The 15,472-nt window shown below is 39.1% G+C and carries 16 protein-coding genes; 8 read left to right on the top strand and 8 right to left on the bottom strand.

Translation table 11 applies throughout. The annotated features are described in order from the left end of the window. Positions 1-45 precede the first annotated feature (45 nt). Together ruvC and ppnP are read left to right on the top strand one after the other, a co-directional pair. Positions 46-525: a crossover junction endodeoxyribonuclease RuvC gene (ruvC, locus tag FM071_RS10405; RefSeq protein WP_193110923.1), complete on the top strand. Its 480-nt coding sequence runs from the start codon at positions 46-48 to the stop codon at positions 523-525. A 12-nt stretch (positions 526-537) separates the two neighbouring features. Then, complete coding sequence (gene ppnP, locus FM071_RS10400; protein WP_193110922.1) at positions 538-849, top strand: pyrimidine/purine nucleoside phosphorylase; 312 nt, start codon at positions 538-540, stop codon at positions 847-849. Here the strand turns inward: ppnP and trxC are convergent, their stop codons facing one another. The 5 genes from trxC to purB all read right to left on the bottom strand — a co-directional run bounded on the left by trxC (position 850) and on the right by purB (position 6,014). After that, positions 850-1,275, bottom strand: a complete 426-nt coding sequence (gene trxC, locus FM071_RS10395; RefSeq protein WP_193110921.1) for a thioredoxin TrxC — start codon at positions 1,273-1,275, stop codon at positions 850-852. Between the two features lie 82 nt (positions 1,276-1,357). Further along, entirely contained in the window at positions 1,358-1,738 is a 381-nt protein-coding gene (gene fliW, locus FM071_RS10390; RefSeq protein WP_193110920.1) for a flagellar assembly protein FliW, read from the bottom strand. Positions 1,739-1,749: 11 nt separating this feature from the next. After that, entirely contained in the window at positions 1,750-2,115 is a 366-nt protein-coding gene (locus tag FM071_RS10385; protein ID WP_226960535.1) for a hypothetical protein, read from the bottom strand. 1 nt (position 2,116) lies between these two features. After that, a complete protein-coding gene (locus tag FM071_RS10380; RefSeq protein WP_193110919.1) occupies positions 2,117-4,483 on the bottom strand; it encodes a ribonucleoside-diphosphate reductase subunit alpha in 2,367 nt (788 codons plus the stop codon). Between the two features lie 202 nt (positions 4,484-4,685). Continuing rightward, positions 4,686-6,014 carry an adenylosuccinate lyase gene (purB, locus tag FM071_RS10375; protein ID WP_193110918.1) on the bottom strand — a complete coding sequence of 443 codons (1,329 nt, stop codon included), beginning with the start codon at positions 6,012-6,014 and terminating at the stop codon, positions 4,686-4,688. Positions 6,015-6,108: 94 nt separating this feature from the next. Between purB and FM071_RS10370 the strand changes: the two genes are divergently transcribed. Then, positions 6,109-7,026 (top strand): RluA family pseudouridine synthase, encoded by a 918-nt coding sequence (locus FM071_RS10370; protein ID WP_193110917.1) that lies wholly within the window; start codon positions 6,109-6,111, stop codon positions 7,024-7,026. A 628-nt stretch (positions 7,027-7,654) separates the two neighbouring features. On the opposite strand, the gene rlmN is transcribed toward FM071_RS10370, so the two are convergent. The 3 genes from rlmN to hisF are packed head-to-tail and all read right to left on the bottom strand — an operon-like array spanning position 7,655 to position 10,045. Next, positions 7,655-8,737 (bottom strand): dual-specificity RNA methyltransferase RlmN, encoded by a 1,083-nt coding sequence (gene rlmN / locus FM071_RS10365; protein WP_193110916.1) that lies wholly within the window; start codon positions 8,735-8,737, stop codon positions 7,655-7,657. Next, positions 8,734-9,276, bottom strand: coding sequence for a phosphorylase family protein (locus FM071_RS10360; protein ID WP_193110915.1), 543 nt, complete (start codon positions 9,274-9,276; stop codon positions 8,734-8,736). Before FM071_RS10360 ends, rlmN begins: the two co-directional genes overlap by 4 nt. Positions 9,277-9,280: 4 nt before the next feature. Next, positions 9,281-10,045 carry an imidazole glycerol phosphate synthase subunit HisF gene (gene hisF, locus FM071_RS10355; protein WP_193110914.1) on the bottom strand — a complete coding sequence of 255 codons (765 nt, stop codon included), beginning with the start codon at positions 10,043-10,045 and terminating at the stop codon, positions 9,281-9,283. A 125-nt stretch (positions 10,046-10,170) separates the two neighbouring features. Here hisF and FM071_RS10350 point away from each other — a divergent pair, with 125 nt between their 5' ends. The 5 genes from FM071_RS10350 (at position 10,171) to fliI (ending at position 15,470) form a co-directional block, all read left to right on the top strand. Further along, a complete protein-coding gene (locus FM071_RS10350) occupies positions 10,171-10,644 on the top strand; it encodes a CZB domain-containing protein (protein ID WP_193110913.1) in 474 nt (157 codons plus the stop codon). A 71-nt stretch (positions 10,645-10,715) separates the two neighbouring features. Next, entirely contained in the window at positions 10,716-11,489 is a 774-nt protein-coding gene (rsmA, locus tag FM071_RS10345; protein WP_193110912.1) for a 16S rRNA (adenine(1518)-N(6)/adenine(1519)-N(6))-dimethyltransferase RsmA, read from the top strand. Positions 11,490-11,502: 13 nt separating this feature from the next. After that, entirely contained in the window at positions 11,503-13,461 is a 1,959-nt protein-coding gene (locus FM071_RS10340; RefSeq protein ID WP_193110911.1) for a ribonuclease J, read from the top strand. Positions 13,462-13,565: 104 nt separating this feature from the next. Continuing rightward, complete coding sequence (folE, locus tag FM071_RS10335; protein WP_193110910.1) at positions 13,566-14,147, top strand: GTP cyclohydrolase I FolE; 582 nt, start codon at positions 13,566-13,568, stop codon at positions 14,145-14,147. Between the two features lie 3 nt (positions 14,148-14,150). After that, positions 14,151-15,470 (top strand): flagellar protein export ATPase FliI, encoded by a 1,320-nt coding sequence (gene fliI / locus FM071_RS10330; protein ID WP_193110909.1) that lies wholly within the window; start codon positions 14,151-14,153, stop codon positions 15,468-15,470. The last annotated feature ends 2 nt before the right edge of the window (positions 15,471-15,472 follow it).

Below are 15,472 nucleotides of genomic sequence, written 5' to 3'. Positions count from 1 at the left end.
GATTATGTGAATAGTTAAATAAAACTCTTTGGATATAATTGCATTATGACAATACTCGGAATAGATCCAGGAACACGAAATATGGGCTATGCTCTTATCTCTTTGGAAAATGGAAAGATCTCTTTGATAGAGGCGGGACTTATTAAGATGAAGGCCGAAGATCTGCAGTTTCAGATTCCGCAGATGGTTGAGGGAATAGAGCTGCTTTTTGAAAAACATACCATAGATGAAGTGGCGATGGAAGATATCTTTTATGCACATAATCCGGCAACGACGATAAAACTTGCACAGTTTCGTGGTGCTATAATGCTAAAACTGCTTCAAGAGTTCGGGCAGTTTCATGAATATACTGCATTGCAGGTAAAAAAAGCGCTTACAGGAAAGGCAAAGGCACAAAAAGAGCAGGTAGCTTTTATGGTTAAGCGGCTTTTGGGAATCAAAAAAGAGATAAAGCCGCTTGATATCACCGATGCAATGGCGGTAGCAATTACTCACTCGCAAAGAGTAAAATTAAAAAATAAGTAAAAGGAAAATTAGATGTCAAAATTTGAAAATGTAACAGTGCTAAAAGAGGCAAATATCTATTATGATGGTAAAGTAACAAGCAGAACGGTTGAGTTTAGTGACGGGAGTATTAAATCTTTGGGAATTATGCTTCCGGGTGAATATACTTTTAATACTGCTGATAAAGAGATAATGGAGATGATGAGCGGTGAGCTTGATATAAAACTTCCAGGCGAGGAGTGGAAGACTCTTCACACTCCTGAAACATTTGAAGTGCCTGCTAACACTTCGTTTGATCTTAAGATAAAGACGGTTACAGACTACTGCTGCTCCTATGTTAAATAGTTAAACAGCGTAGCGTGAGGCAAGTGAGCTGAGTGCATTGACATCGAGTGCACCGCTGACTCTGTCTACTTCACGTCCATCTTTAAAGACGATGATAGTCGGGATGGAGCGAATACCAAAACGTGCTCCGAGATTTTGCTCATTTTCAGTGTTTACTTTTGCAAATCTTGCTTTGAGCGGAAAACTCTCTGCAGCACGTTCAAAATTCGGCGCCATCATTTTACACGGACCGCACCAAGGTGCCCAAAAATCAACTATAACAGGAATATCACTGTTAGCGATAACTTCATCGAAATTTCTTTCATTCAGTTCCATAGGTTTTGTATCTAAAAGTGATTGTTTACATTTACCACAGTTGGCTTTTTTATAAGAATCTTTTTTTGGTACATTATTGACCGCCAAACAGTGAGGACATACAACTCTCATGATTTCTCCTTTTTATAAAATATATTTTATCAATTGTAAGTTTACAGGAAAAAAAGAGAGTTGTTTGCTACTTTAGTTCCATTTATTTAAACGATTCTATTGTTTCAGCCATTCCATAATCAGGATGTTTTTTCGGGTCGAGTATAACCTGTGTGAGAAGCTTTTTATCGAGATTTATAATGATGGGAGCGAGAAAGTTTATCGTTGATTTTTCCAAAGGTTTTTGGATAATGAGAATATTATAAACACCAATTTGTGAATTTTCATCGATCTCTAAAAGATCTTTGGCATCCAATGGAATGTCAATCGTGTAATCTCTGAGGACAAAAGGGTTTGCCAATGTAAAAGAGATATTTTCATTTGCTTCATCTATCATTGTTGAAAAGAGTGTATCTATCTCTTTAATATCTACTTTTTTTGTATCTTGAAAACCTAATATCTCGCCTTTTACTTCATAACTCATTTTGTTCCTTTTTAAAATGCACCTTCACTGTACTTGATGTTTTTACAGATGATAAAGAGCGAAGAATCTTTACTGGATGAAAAGCTCTTATAAGAACCGACAGCAAAGGCAAAGAGACCTTCACTGTGAAGTATACTTACTCCTTCACTCATATCTATATATGGCAATTTGTTCTCATCTACCAACTGTGCATCGTTGACATCACTGAAGAGCAGATTGATCGTTATCCAGTCATATGCACGTGCTTTATCTTGTACCGCTAGCGTCATTTTCATTTCTGTCGGGGAGATTATCTCCAACGAGCGAATTTCGCACTCTTTAAAATCGTCAAATCTCTCTAAAAATTTAGCAATTTCGGAAGGATTGAGCGGTTTCATTCTATTGACAACCTACACACTCCATAGATCTGTCTTCTACATCGCTTGCCATTTCCGGAGACTGGCTTCTAAGGTAGTAAGTCGATTTAAGACCGAGTTTCCAAGCAAGCATATATATCTCATTGAGATAACGTCCACTTGCTTTGTCTAGTGTGATGAAAATATTAAGCGATTGTCCCTGGTCTATCCATTTTTGACGAATGGCTGCGGCTTTGATAAGGACTGTCTGATTGAGATCGTATGCCGGTGTGTAGTAGCTCCATGTCTCCGGTGAGAGTTTTGGAACGACAACCGGAATAAGCCCTGAAAGATTCTCTTCAAACCATTTACGTTTAAATACCGGCTCGATAGCCTGTGTTGTTCCTGTTAGAATAGAGATGGAACTTGTAGGTGCGACAGCCATTAGATAACCGTTTCTCATACCGTCACGTTTTACTTTTGCACGGAGTTCATCCCACTCGTAGGTCGAAGCAAAGAGTCCGCCGCGGTCAACAAGGTTGATGACATCTGCATTGGCGTGATCTTGAGGGAATATACCGCGGCTCCATTTAGAACCTTCAAATTCAGGATAACTTCCTTTTTCAACAGCAAGATCTGATGAGGCCTTAATGGTGTTATAACAAACAGACTCCATCACTTCATCTATCTTGTCAAAGTGTTCCTGGCTGCCCCATTCTATACCCGATTCAGCTAACATCTGCGCTTCACCCATAACACCAAGACCGATAGAACGGCTTCGCATGTTTGTACGTTTTACTTTTTCTACCGGATAGAAGTTAAGATCGATAACATTGTCCAAACATCTGACGGCAGTCGGCACGATGCGGTCTATATCCTCTTTTGTATTAACACGTGAGAGGTTGATAGAAGCGAGATTACATACAGCAGTAGCACCGTCTACTTTTTCTTTCTCGACGACAAAGATCTGCATGCCGCCGAGCGAATCGAGTGCTGTAACTTTTTTAGCCGGTTTTTCAATGCCGCTGTCAACTTTTACAATCTCTTCTTCTTCATAACTAACACTTTCACCGTTTTCAAAGATGAACTTTATTTTGTAGTGGTTTGGCTGTGTATTTTGAAAAATCTCGGTACAAAGGTTGGAACTTCTGATAGTACCGTAGTGATCGTTTGGATTGGCACGGTTTGCATTGTCTTTAAAACAGAGAAAAGGTGAGCCGGTCTCAAAGTATGATGTCAGGATCTTTTTCCATAGATCTTTCGCTTTGACCCTCTCTTTAATAATAGTCTCATCCTGCTCGAGTTCAAGATAACGTTTGTTGAACTCTTCTCCATGCATGTTAGTAAGCTCACGCACATCGTATGGATCGAAAAGTGTCCAGATAGCATCCTCTTCAACCCTTTTCATAAACATATCGTTCAGCCACATTGCAGGGAAAAGATCATGGGCGCGACGACGCTCTTCACCTGAGTTTTTCTTAAGGTCCAAAAAGTCATTGACATCGATGTGCCATGGTTCGAGATAGACGGCAATAGCCCCTTTACGAGTTCCAAGCTGATCGACCGCAATGGCGATGTCGTTTGTTATCTTAAGAAAAGGGATCGTTCCGCCTGCTGCATTTTTATGACCGTCGATAAAGCTTCCCATTGAACGGACCTGTGTCCAGTCCCAGCCGATACCGCCACCAAATTTAGAGAGCATTGCCATCTCTTTGTAACCATCGAAGATTCCTTCGATGTTATCCGGGGTTGATCCGATGTAGCATGAGCTTAACTGATGTCGTGGTGTTCTTGCATTTGAGAGTGTCGGTGTTGCTAACATTACTTCAAATTTACTTATCATGTCATAAAATTTAATAGCCCACTCTTGGCGCTTTTCTTCGCGCTGTGCCAAGAACATGGCAATGGCCATAAACATATGCTGCGGCAGTTCTATAGGATCACCCTGTCGGTCTTTTATGAGGTATCTGTCATAAAGTGTTTTTATCCCAAGATAGTTAAACTGGAGGTCACGCTCGGGTTTAATGTGTTTTTCAAGCTCTTCAAGATCATACATCTCACGCAGACCAAGTAAGATACGTCCCTCTTTTTCACCGCGTTCAAAATATTTTTCTAATGAGCAGTAGCCTGTAAAACCATTTACCTGATGGTAAAGATTGAAAAGAAAAAGTCTTGAAGCGACAAAGGTCCAGTTTGGTGCATCGATGTCGATTTTATCAACGGCTGTTTTGATGAGTGTCTCTTGAATCTCTTTGGATGTTATACCGTCACGGAAATGAATCTGAGCATCGACCTCAAGCTCACTTTGACTTACATTGGCTAAGTCCTTTACCGCTGCGGAAGTGTATTTTTGTATTTTGGAAATATCAAGGGGTTCGGTTCTGCCGTTTCTTTTTATAACTGTAATCATTGATCTTGTTCCTAACTTGAATATGAAGAATTTTTTATGTAACGACTCTTAAAATCATTAGATAAAAAATTACGAAATATTGTTTTTTAATGTATCTGATTTTATCGAAATTATTATTTAAAAAGATTGAAGTAGGGAAATATTTTTGAAAGTTTTTCCAGATGTTACACATCTGGAAAAGTATAAAAAAAAGTTATAAATTCTATTTAAAAACTCTTGCGAAAATTTTGTCTACATTTTTTGTGTAGTAGTCATAATTAAAACATTCACGAATCTGTTCTTCAGAGAGTTTGCTTCTGAGTTCTTCATCTGCCAAGAGGTGATTCAGGTATAGTGATTCACCCTTTTCATTTGTAGTCGGACGACCCTGTTGAATCTCTTCCCAAACCTTCATAGCGTTTCTTTGAACTATTCTGTAAGCATCTTCACGTGAGACACCTTGAAGAGGAAGTTCAAGAAGAACACGTTGAGAAAAGACAAGTCCGCCTGTCAGATTGAGATTTTTCATCATGTTTTCAGGATAGACGGTCAGGTTTGCTATAACATTATTCATACGATGGAGCATAAAGTCAGATGTAACAAAAGCATCAGGAAGCCAGAAGCGTTCAGTAGATGAGTGAGAGATATCACGTTCATGCCAGAGTGCCACATTTTCCATAGCAGGATTTGCATAGGCACGAATCATGCGGGCAAGACCTGTAATGTTTTCTGTAAGTATAGGATTACGTTTGTGCGGCATTGCCGATGAACCTTTTTGTCCCTTTGCAAAATACTCTTCACACTCATACACTTCTGTTCTTTGCCAGTGGCGAACCTGTACAGCGAATTTTTCAATGGAAGAGGCCATAAGTGCCAAAGCAGATGCAAGGCGGGCATAACGGTCACGCTGGATGACTTGGTTTGATGCAGGAGCAGGTTTTAGCCCAAGCTCTTCACAAGTGTACTCTTCAAGTTCTAATGGTGCGTGAGCAAAATTACCCATTGCGCCACTTACCTGTCCCACAGAGATCACGTCCATAGTCTGTTCAAGATTCTCTAAATGACGTGCCATCTCATCATACCAGACAGCAAGTACAAGACCAAAAGTGATAGGCTCACCGTGAATACCGTGTGAGCGTCCTACCATTAAAGTCATCTTATGTTCCATTGCGCGTTTTTTGATAGATTCCATTAGCATTTTCACATCTTCAATGATGAGAGCAAGGGAATCTTTCATTTGAAGGGCAACAGCTGTATCGATCGTATCTGATGATGTCATACCATAGTGAAACCATCGTGATTCATCGCCAAGCGTCTCTGCTACAGAAGTAGTGAATGCAATGAGGTCGTGACGAGTGACCGCTTCTATTTCATCAATACGTTTAATATCAAAACTTGCATTTTTAACGATCTTGTCTGCATCTTCCTGAGGAATCTTTCCAAGTCTCGCCCAAGCTTTTACAACCGCTTTTTCTACATCTAACCAAGCTTGGTATTTTGCTTGATAAGTCCATTTGTCTGCCATTTCTGGACGTGAGTATCTATCTACCATTTTTTACCTTTTCGATTAAGAACTTTATTGTGCTAAAATTCGTTTTAAATAAGTATGATATTTTACAATAACTATCATAATAGAGGAATTAAGCTTGCCATTTGTAAAAAAGAAATTTGTAGCGCAAAAGAAACAGAGAGCTTTTCTCTATCTAATGAATGAATTGGGTTACACACAAAAAGAAGCGCAGCGTCTTATTGCTAAAGGCAGACTACTTGTCAATGGTGAGCCGCTTACAAAAGCGGGTGGAGATATTGAAGGTGAATTTGAATTTATCTACTTTGAACCGATCACGAAAGGATTGCAGCCTACATTTGAAACTGAGGAGTTTGTTGTTTTTGACAAACCAAGCGGAGTGCTTATTCATCCCCAAAATAGAAATACACCCTACTCTTTAATAGATGAGCTGAAGTATCAATATGGACGTGATGCAAATATTACACATAGAATAGATCAGGAGACAAGCGGTCTTGTTCTTTGTGCTAAAAACAAAACAAGCGAAAGAGACATTAAGATAATGTTTCAGGAGAGAGATATGAAAAAAACATATCTTGCTATGGTTCACGGAGAGTTTCCAGAGACGCTTTGTGTTGAAGCTCCGCTTTTGAGAGCAGAAGATGAGAGTGCAATTGTAAGAATGGTTGTTCGTGTAGATGAAAGCGGTAAAGTATCAAAAACAGATTTTAAACTTTTAAAATATTTTCCGGAATTAGATATGAGCTTGGTTGCGTGTAAACCGCATACCGGAAGACAGCATCAGATACGTGTTCATTTGTTTCACGTGAAACATCCAATCGTCGGTGATCCAATATATGGACAAGATGAAAATGATATTGTTAAATTTTTAGATAAAGAACTTTCTCAAGAAGAGCGATTTTCTAAAAGCGGGTCTCAAAGGCTGTTGTTGCATGCAAGTGAATTAGAGTTTGATCTTTATGGAGAAAAATATAATATTAAAAGCCATGTGAATTTTGAAGCCTTAGCACTCCAATATATACATAATATTCACTAATTGCATATTTAATAAGCATTGATGTGAATAACTTTTTATGTATAAGATAAAAATTATTCATTTAAATAATGGATTTGGCGTATAATCTTCAAAATCCCCTATTATAGGGACTATCCAAAATTCTAGGTGTTTGTTTCAGTTATTATTTATATAAAAAATTTCTTAAAAAGTAAAAAAAATTTGCAATTTATATCAGAAAAAACAATGTGATATTCACAAGTTAGAACAATGTGTGAATAATACACACTTGAGGAAAATTTATATATATTTTTTGATTTATAATTTGTTTTAAGAGAAGAAATCTAAATTTTGATTTTTTTAAGAAAAGTAGGGTATTATTACATTCATAGACGACCTCCCTGGTGTGTTGGTCGTCACCTTTTATACTGCAGTATCTCTTTTAATGATCTTTTTCACTCGACTTCTTAGTTTTTTCAATGCTTCTGTACTTGTTGTACCATCTGCCATTAGTCTTCTTTTGTAGCAGCCCAGATAAATCCGCCTACGCCTATTGCAAATACAACAACCAATAAAATCACTTCAGCGATATCTACACCCGTTAAATCACCCATAATAAGCCTTTAAATAATATGAGTGAAATTATACTCCTCGAGTTGTTTGCTATCTGTTAGTTTGAAAGCTCATTTACTGTTTTTTCTTTTAACTGTCCGCAGGCTGCAGAAATATCGATGCCTTTGGAGTCTCTAATCGTAGAAAGAAGCCCGTGTTTAATGAGGTATTCCTGAAAAGCGAACATGTCTTCATAGCTTGGACGCTCATAAGGTGTTCCAGGGTAAGGATTGAAGTAGATGAGATTGACCTTGGCCTTTATACCGGAGAGTAGCTTAACAAGCTTTTTAGCACTCCCTAGATCATCATTCTTATCTTTTATAACGAGGTATTCAAACATAACACGTTTGCGTGTATCGATAGGAAAACGTTTTACAGCTTCAATAATAGAATTGATGTTATGTGCTTTATTCATTGGAATAAGTTCAGTTCGCAGTTCATCATCCACTGCATGAAGTGAAATAGCTATATGCACTCCCAAGTCCATTGAACCCAATTGATCTATTTTGTTGCTTAAACCACTTGTGCTCACTGTTTGTCTTTTTCCTGATATTGCCAGACCCTCTTCTTCTTTAAAAATAGAGATGGCTTTAGCAAGATTGTCAAGGTTGTCAAGTGGCTCGCCCATGCCCATATAGACAATGTTTATCTTTCTGTTATGTTTGTGGTCGTTGTCACGTTTAAGATTGACAACCTGCCCCACTATTTCACCTGCAGTGAGATCTCGTGTAAAGCCTCCTTTTGCAGTAAGACAAAAAGAGCAGCCCACTTTGCATCCAACCTGTGTGGAGACACAGATAGTGTATTTTGCCTCTTGCGTGAGATTACCTTCTTCATCATGTTGGGCATCTTTCATCTTGAGCCAGACAGCTTCGACAGTTTTGCCATCTTGCAGTTCAAAGAGATATTTAATGGTACCGTCATCCGACTCTTCTTTACGGACAATTTTCATAGGATTTACCAAATATTTTTCAGCTAGTTCTTCTTTCATAGCTTTTGGTATGTTTTTCATAGCTTCATAGTTATCGGCATACTGGTGATAGAGCCATCCATAGATCTGTTTTGCGCGAAATGATGGTTTGACTAACGCTGTTAGATCTTTGAGGGTGAAATCATAAAGAGAGGGTTTTATTTCATTCATGATGATGTTAGTTCCTTTATACGTCTTTTGACATGTTCTTGAAGTAATGCTTTTGCTTTGTCGTGGTTCTTTAAAAAGTCTTCATGAGCGTTTTTGTTTGTATAGTTTGTTATGCAAAAAACGCCGCCGGCAGGTATCTCAAACTCTTTTGCCACAGATAACACGGCAAAATATTCCATATTTTCTATGCCGATGCCAAATTTTAAAAAGTTTTTTGTAAGCGTTTCGTTGGTTGAGATGTAGTTAGATGAGTTGACTATAATGTCTTTTTTGTCTGTTAGGTTTGTAGTGATGACATTTTCCAGTGGAGTGTAAGCATCGTTAGTCAAAAAAGAGAGTTCAATATTCGCTGCTGTTTTGCTCTCTATAATGTCAAATATCTCTGCTTGGCCATAGCTTCCGGCAGTGCCTACAAAGAGAAGAAACTCAGGTTTGTCAAAAAGACAAAGCCGCGTGAGGTTCATTGTTGTCTCTATCAGTCCTACTCCCATAGGAGTAGCAAAATCAAATGTTTCATTGTTTCCTGCGCAGATTATCATTATGTTATAGTCTTACCGGAATGTCATTGTCATGCAGATAGTGTTTGAGATCCATAATATCTATCTCTTTATAGTGAAAGATAGAAGCGGCTAGTGCTGCATCTGCACCATGTTCGAAAGCTTCTTTGATATGCTCCATCGTTCCTGCCCCGCCGCTTGCTATAACTGGGACATTGACGGCTTTTGATATCTGCTCGGTTATATTTAACTCAAAACCGGCTTTTGTACCATCTGCATCCATAGATGTAAGCAGGATCTCGCCACTTCCACGCTCTACAACTTCTTTTGCCCATTCAAGTGCATCTATGCCTGTATCGACACGCCCACCATTGAGATAGACATTGTAGCTTCCATTCTCATTTCGTTTGACATCTATTGCCGTAACGATACATTGTGAGCCAAAACGCTTTGCACCTTCATCGATAAGTTCAGGGCGTTTGATGGCTGCAGAATTTACACTGACTTTATCGCATCCGACATTCAAAAGTTTATAGATATCTTCGAGTTTACGTATGCCTCCGCCTACAGTCAGCGGTATGAAGATTTCACGTGCCACTTGAGCAACGATATCGACGATAGTATCTCGATTGTCGGATGAAGCTGTTATATCCAAAAAGGTAAGTTCATCGGCACCCTCTTCGTTGTATCTGCGTGCAACCTCTACTGGATCGCCTGCATCCTTAAGACCGACGAAGTTGACACCTTTGACAACACGGCCATCTTTGACATCCAAGCATGGAATGATTCTTTTAGCAAAATAATTTTTCATTTTAAAATTATACACTTTTAGGCTTAATGACCAATTTGTTTCACGTGAAACAATTCATTAAAATGACTTTATGCTGGTTTAATCTATTCCGTATTATAATGTATAACAATTATTAATGGAATGAAATGACAAAAGAAGAAATTATAGAAGATTTGCAAAAAGCAAAGCTAGCAAATTTACAGTGGATAGATAAGGCGAAAAATCTTATTGCAGGAACAAAAAATGATCAGGGAATACCTCCTATTGATCCACGGGAAAGTGAGTTTGGAAAGTGGTTTTACAAGGAGGGACAAAAGCTCAAAAAGCTTTCGAACAATCCTTTGGAATGTATGCAAAACATTGAAACACTCCATCAACAGTTACATGAAAGATACTCTGAAATATACAATACATTTTTTTCAGAAACAAATAAAGCGGGCTTTTTTTCAAAACTCATGGGTGCGAAACGACAAAATATTTCTGATGCAGAGCAGAAACATGTTGATAATTTATTAAAGAACATGCAAAGAGATGCTAAAGAATTTGTCGATGAAGTTGAAAGACTAGAAAGAAGACTAGAAGCGGTAATACAGGAAAAAATAGACTCTGTAATGAAGTAAATAGGATGAAAAAAGTTACTTTTTTCATTTTGTTACCTTTTTATAAGTATTTTTAGTATAGACTAAGCACTATGAATAGAGAAAGTGTTGTAGCAAAGAAGAAGTTTGGACAAAACTTTCTAAAAGATGAGTCCATTTTAAGAAAAATCGTCGAAGCGATGCCCAAAAATGACAATAAAGTCGTAGAGATTGGGCCTGGCTTAGGTGATTTAACTAAATTTTTAGTTGATGTCAAAAGTGTAGAAGCTTTTGAGGTAGATACCGATTTATGTAAACTATTACAAACTACGTTTAAAGAAGAGATCGCTACCAAGCGACTTCACATTCATTGTGGAGATGTTTTAGAAGCTTGGAAGAATACTTTGATAGATGAGCCGTATGACTTAGTGGCAAACCTGCCCTACTATATAGCTACGAACATCATACTCAAAGCACTCGCAGATCCAATGTGTAAGAACATACTTGTAATGGTACAGCTTGAAGTTGCAGAAAAGTTTTGCGCAGAAAGTGGAGAGAAAGTATTTGGTTCGTTGGGCATTATTGCTCAAAGTGTAGGAGACGCGAGATTAATCGTGAAAGTTCCGCCAACTGCATTTGATCCACAGCCCAAAGTTGACTCTGCAGTTTTTCTTATACAAAAGAGTAGAGACAGAAGTGAAAAAGAATTCGAGGATATGCTTAGAGTTGCATTTACGCAGCCTCGCAAGACTTTGATGAAAAATCTCTCTTCTAAATATGAGAAAGTAACACTTCAAGAGGCTTTTGAAAAGCTTGGACTTACATTAACGATTCGCCCTCATCAAGTTAGCACGAAGGACTATCACCAACTCTATAAAATAATTTAAATAAGGAGTTTGGATGGCAGAAGAAAAGAAAGAGGCGCAGCAGCAAAGCAAACCTCAAACAGACCGCAAACCAAATAACAACAGAAGAAACAACAATCGTAAGCCTAATAATAATCAAAATAGGCAAGGTGCTGATAAAAACAGCCAAAATAAGAACCAAAATGCAAAACCGAGTAACAATAACCGCAATAAAAGCCGTAACCGACACAAAAGAGGCCCTGCTCCAGTCGATGATACACTAAAATCATTTGTCATTAAAAATCAGGAAGTTCATAAACAGAGATTGAACCCTCATTATAAATTGAACCTGGACTCAAAAGCAAAAGTGCGTATCACACCGCTTGGCGGCCTTGGTGAGATCGGTGGAAATATTGCTGTGTTCGAAACAGATAATGAAGCGATCTTGATAGATGTCGGTATGAGTTTTCCAGATGAAGAGATGCATGGAGTTGATATCTTAGTGCCTGATTTTTCTTATATTCGTGAGATAAAAGACAAGATCGTCGGTATTATAATCACACACGCACACGAAGATCATATCGGTGCGGTTCCGTACCTTTTTAGAGAAATGCAGTTTCCTATCTATGGAACACCGCTTCCTCTTGCAATGATTGGTAACAAATTTGATGAACATCACCTTAAAGAGTTTAGAAAATATTTCAATCCGGTTGAGAAACGTAAAGTCTATAAAATCGGAAATGACTTTGAGATCGAGTGGATGCATATGACACACTCTATTTTAGATTCTTCTTCACTTGCAATTACGACAGAAGCTGGAACTATCATTCACACGGGTGACTTTAAAATCGACCATACACCGGTTGATGGATATACTGCCGACTTGCATCGCTTGGCGCATTATGGAGATAAAGGTGTGTTGTGTTTGTTGAGTGATTCAACGAATTCACATAACCCTGCTCCAACACCTTCAGAACTTTCTGTAGCACCGGCACTTGACAGAGTCTTCTCTAAAGCAGAAGGGCGTATTATCCTCTCGACGTTCAGCTCGAACATTCACCGTGTCTATCAGGCAATTCAGTACGGAATCAAGTATGGACGTAAGGTTTGTGTTATCGGCCGTTCTATGGAGAGAAACATTGAAGTCGCTCTACAGTATGACTATATTAAATTTCCGAAAAATATTTTTGTTGATGCAGATGAAGTTGCACGCATGAATGACAAAGATGTTCTTATTGTGACAACGGGTTCTCAAGGAGAAGCGAATTCGGCACTCTTTAGAATGAGTATCGGTGAGCATAGACATATCAAGATAAAACCGAGTGATTTGATTATTCTCTCTTCACGTGCGATTCCTGGTAATGAAGGAAGCATTTCACAAATGCTCAATCACCTTCAAAAAGGCGGTGCAAAAGTTGCGATGGACAGAGATTTACACGTTTCAGGACACGCTTCTATGGAAGAACAGAAATTGATGCTTCGTCTTGTCAATCCTAAGTTCTTTTTACCTGTTCACGGTGAGTACAATCATGTTATGAGACATAAAGAGACAGCAATGATGTGTGGTGTTCCCGAGAGAAATATTCTCTTGATGACAGATGGTGAGCAGATAGAAGTTGCACCGAAATATATGAGAAAAGTCAAAACGGTCAAGACAGGTAAAACATATATTGATAATCAAAACAATCATGAGATTGAAGATGATATCGTGCTTGACCGCCAAAAACTTGCAACTGACGGTGTGGTTATGATGGTTGCACAGGTGAGTGAACAGACCGGTAAGATGATGGACAAACCAAAAGTTACGACCTTTGGTATTGTACCGGATAAACGAGATAAAGCTTTTGCAAAAGAGATGGAAGAGATCATTGAAAATTTCCTTATCAATATGAAGCCGGGGCTTATTGGCAGTCCAAAAACATTAGAGGGTGATCTGCGTCAGGTGGTGAGAAAACACATCTACCGCAAAATGAAGAAATATCCTCTCATCGTTCCTCATATTCTTATCCACTAGCATACATTTTCCACCCTTTTGGGTGGGAATGAACTTTTACCAAATTATACTCTCAGCAAACTCTTGATATCCTATCAGCATTAAATCTTAAGAAGGCAAAAAAATTGTCAGATAAAAATGAAGCATTTGAAAATGCAGTAAAAACGATGATGGTTCATGTTGGAGAAGATCCTTCGCGTGAGGGCCTGCTTGATACGCCAAAACGTGTCAGAAAAGCCTATGAATTTATCTATGGCGGTTATAAAGAAGATCCAAAAGAGATTCTTTCTTCAGCACTTTTTACAAGCTCGAACGATGAGATGGTTCTTATCAAAGATATAGAGTTCTATTCTACTTGTGAGCATCATCTGCTGCCAATCATAGGACGGGTTCATGTCGCCTATATTCCTGACGGTAAAGTGGTCGGACTTTCAAAGATTCCTCGTGTAGTCAATGTCTTTGCACGCCGTATGCAGATTCAAGAGCAGCTTACAGAGCAGATTGCCGATGCAATCATGGATACAATCGCGCCAAAGGGCGTAGCGGTTGTCATTCAGGCTCGCCATATGTGTATGGAGATGCGTGGTGTTGAGAAGATAAACTCCACAACGACATCTTCAGCACTTCGCGGACTCTTTAAAAAAGATGAAAAGACACGGGCTGAATTCTTCTCACTTATCAATTCTCCATCGGGAAGTAGATACTAGATTATGCCGCTGAGTTCACTAAAAGAAAAACTTGCGCAGAAAAATTACTCGGTAGCTTTTGGTGAAGTCGTTAAAATCAATGCAACTGTTATTACCGCACGCGGATTGAATGTAAGCATCAGTGATATGGTAAAAGTGGTTTCCAACGAGAGTACGCTCGAAACGGTCGGCATGGTTACTGAAATAGACGGTGGTCTATTTTACATAACCCCGTTTTCTTTTGTTGAAGGCTTTCGTTCAGGTGACAGGGTCTTTTTGGATTCTACAGGGCTGAATATTCCTGTAGGTTCTTCCCTGCTTGGGCGTGTTGTAGATCCATTCATGCGGCCAATCGACGGCAAAGGCTCGATCAGGTCTTCTAAAATGGCGCCTATTATCAAAGCACCGATTGCAGCGATGAAGCGCGGAATGATCGATGAGGTCTTTTCTGTCGGTGTCAAAAGTATCGACGGACTGCTTACTTGCGGTAAAGGACAAAAGCTTGGCATCTTTGCTGGAAGCGGCGTAGGAAAATCGACACTGATGGGAATGATCGTCCGTGGTGCAGATGCCCCTATTAAAGTTGTAGCCCTCATTGGTGAGCGTGGGCGTGAAGTTCCTGAGTTTATAGAGAAAAATTTGGGTGGTGATCTAACAAATACCGTTATCATAGTAGCAACTTCCGATGATTCGCCGCTTATGCGTAAATATGGTGCTTTTGCAGCAATGAGCGTGGCAGAATACTTTAAAGATAAAGGAGAGGATGTCCTTTTTATCATGGACTCGGTAACACGTTTTGCAATGGCGCAGCGTGAGATAGGGTTGGCTCTTGGCGAACCGCCGACTTCAAAAGGCTATCCGCCGTCATCTTTGACACTTTTACCGCAGTTGATGGAGCGGGCAGGCAAAGAAGAGGGTAAAGGGAGTATTACCGCATTTTTTACCGTTCTTATCGAAGGGGATGATATGAGTGACCCTATTGCTGACCAATCCCGTTCTATTTTGGATGGACATATCGTACTCTCACGTGAGATGACAGACTTTGGTATCTACCCGCCTGTGCATATTCTCAACTCAGCCTCAAGGGTGATGAACGACATTATCTCTCAGGAACATTTTCAAGCGGTTATGAAGTTTCGCCGTCTCTATACGCTGCTCAAAGAGAACGAGACACTTATCCGAATAGGCGCTTATGTTCAGGGCAGTGATGCAGAGCTTGATGAGGCTATAGAGAAAAAGGATGCAATGATGCGCTTTATTGCCCAGGGTGCGATGTATATTGAAAAATTTGAAGCAACGGTGGAAGAGTTGATCCAGCTTATGGGAATTGAAAAAAAAGTTTAGAG

Source organism: Sulfurimonas paralvinellae (genome assembly GCF_014905135.1).
In the GTDB taxonomy this organism is placed as follows: Bacteria; Campylobacterota; Campylobacteria; order Campylobacterales; family Sulfurimonadaceae; genus Sulfurimonas; species Sulfurimonas paralvinellae.
This window is presented reverse-complemented; position numbering and strand designations above follow the sequence as displayed.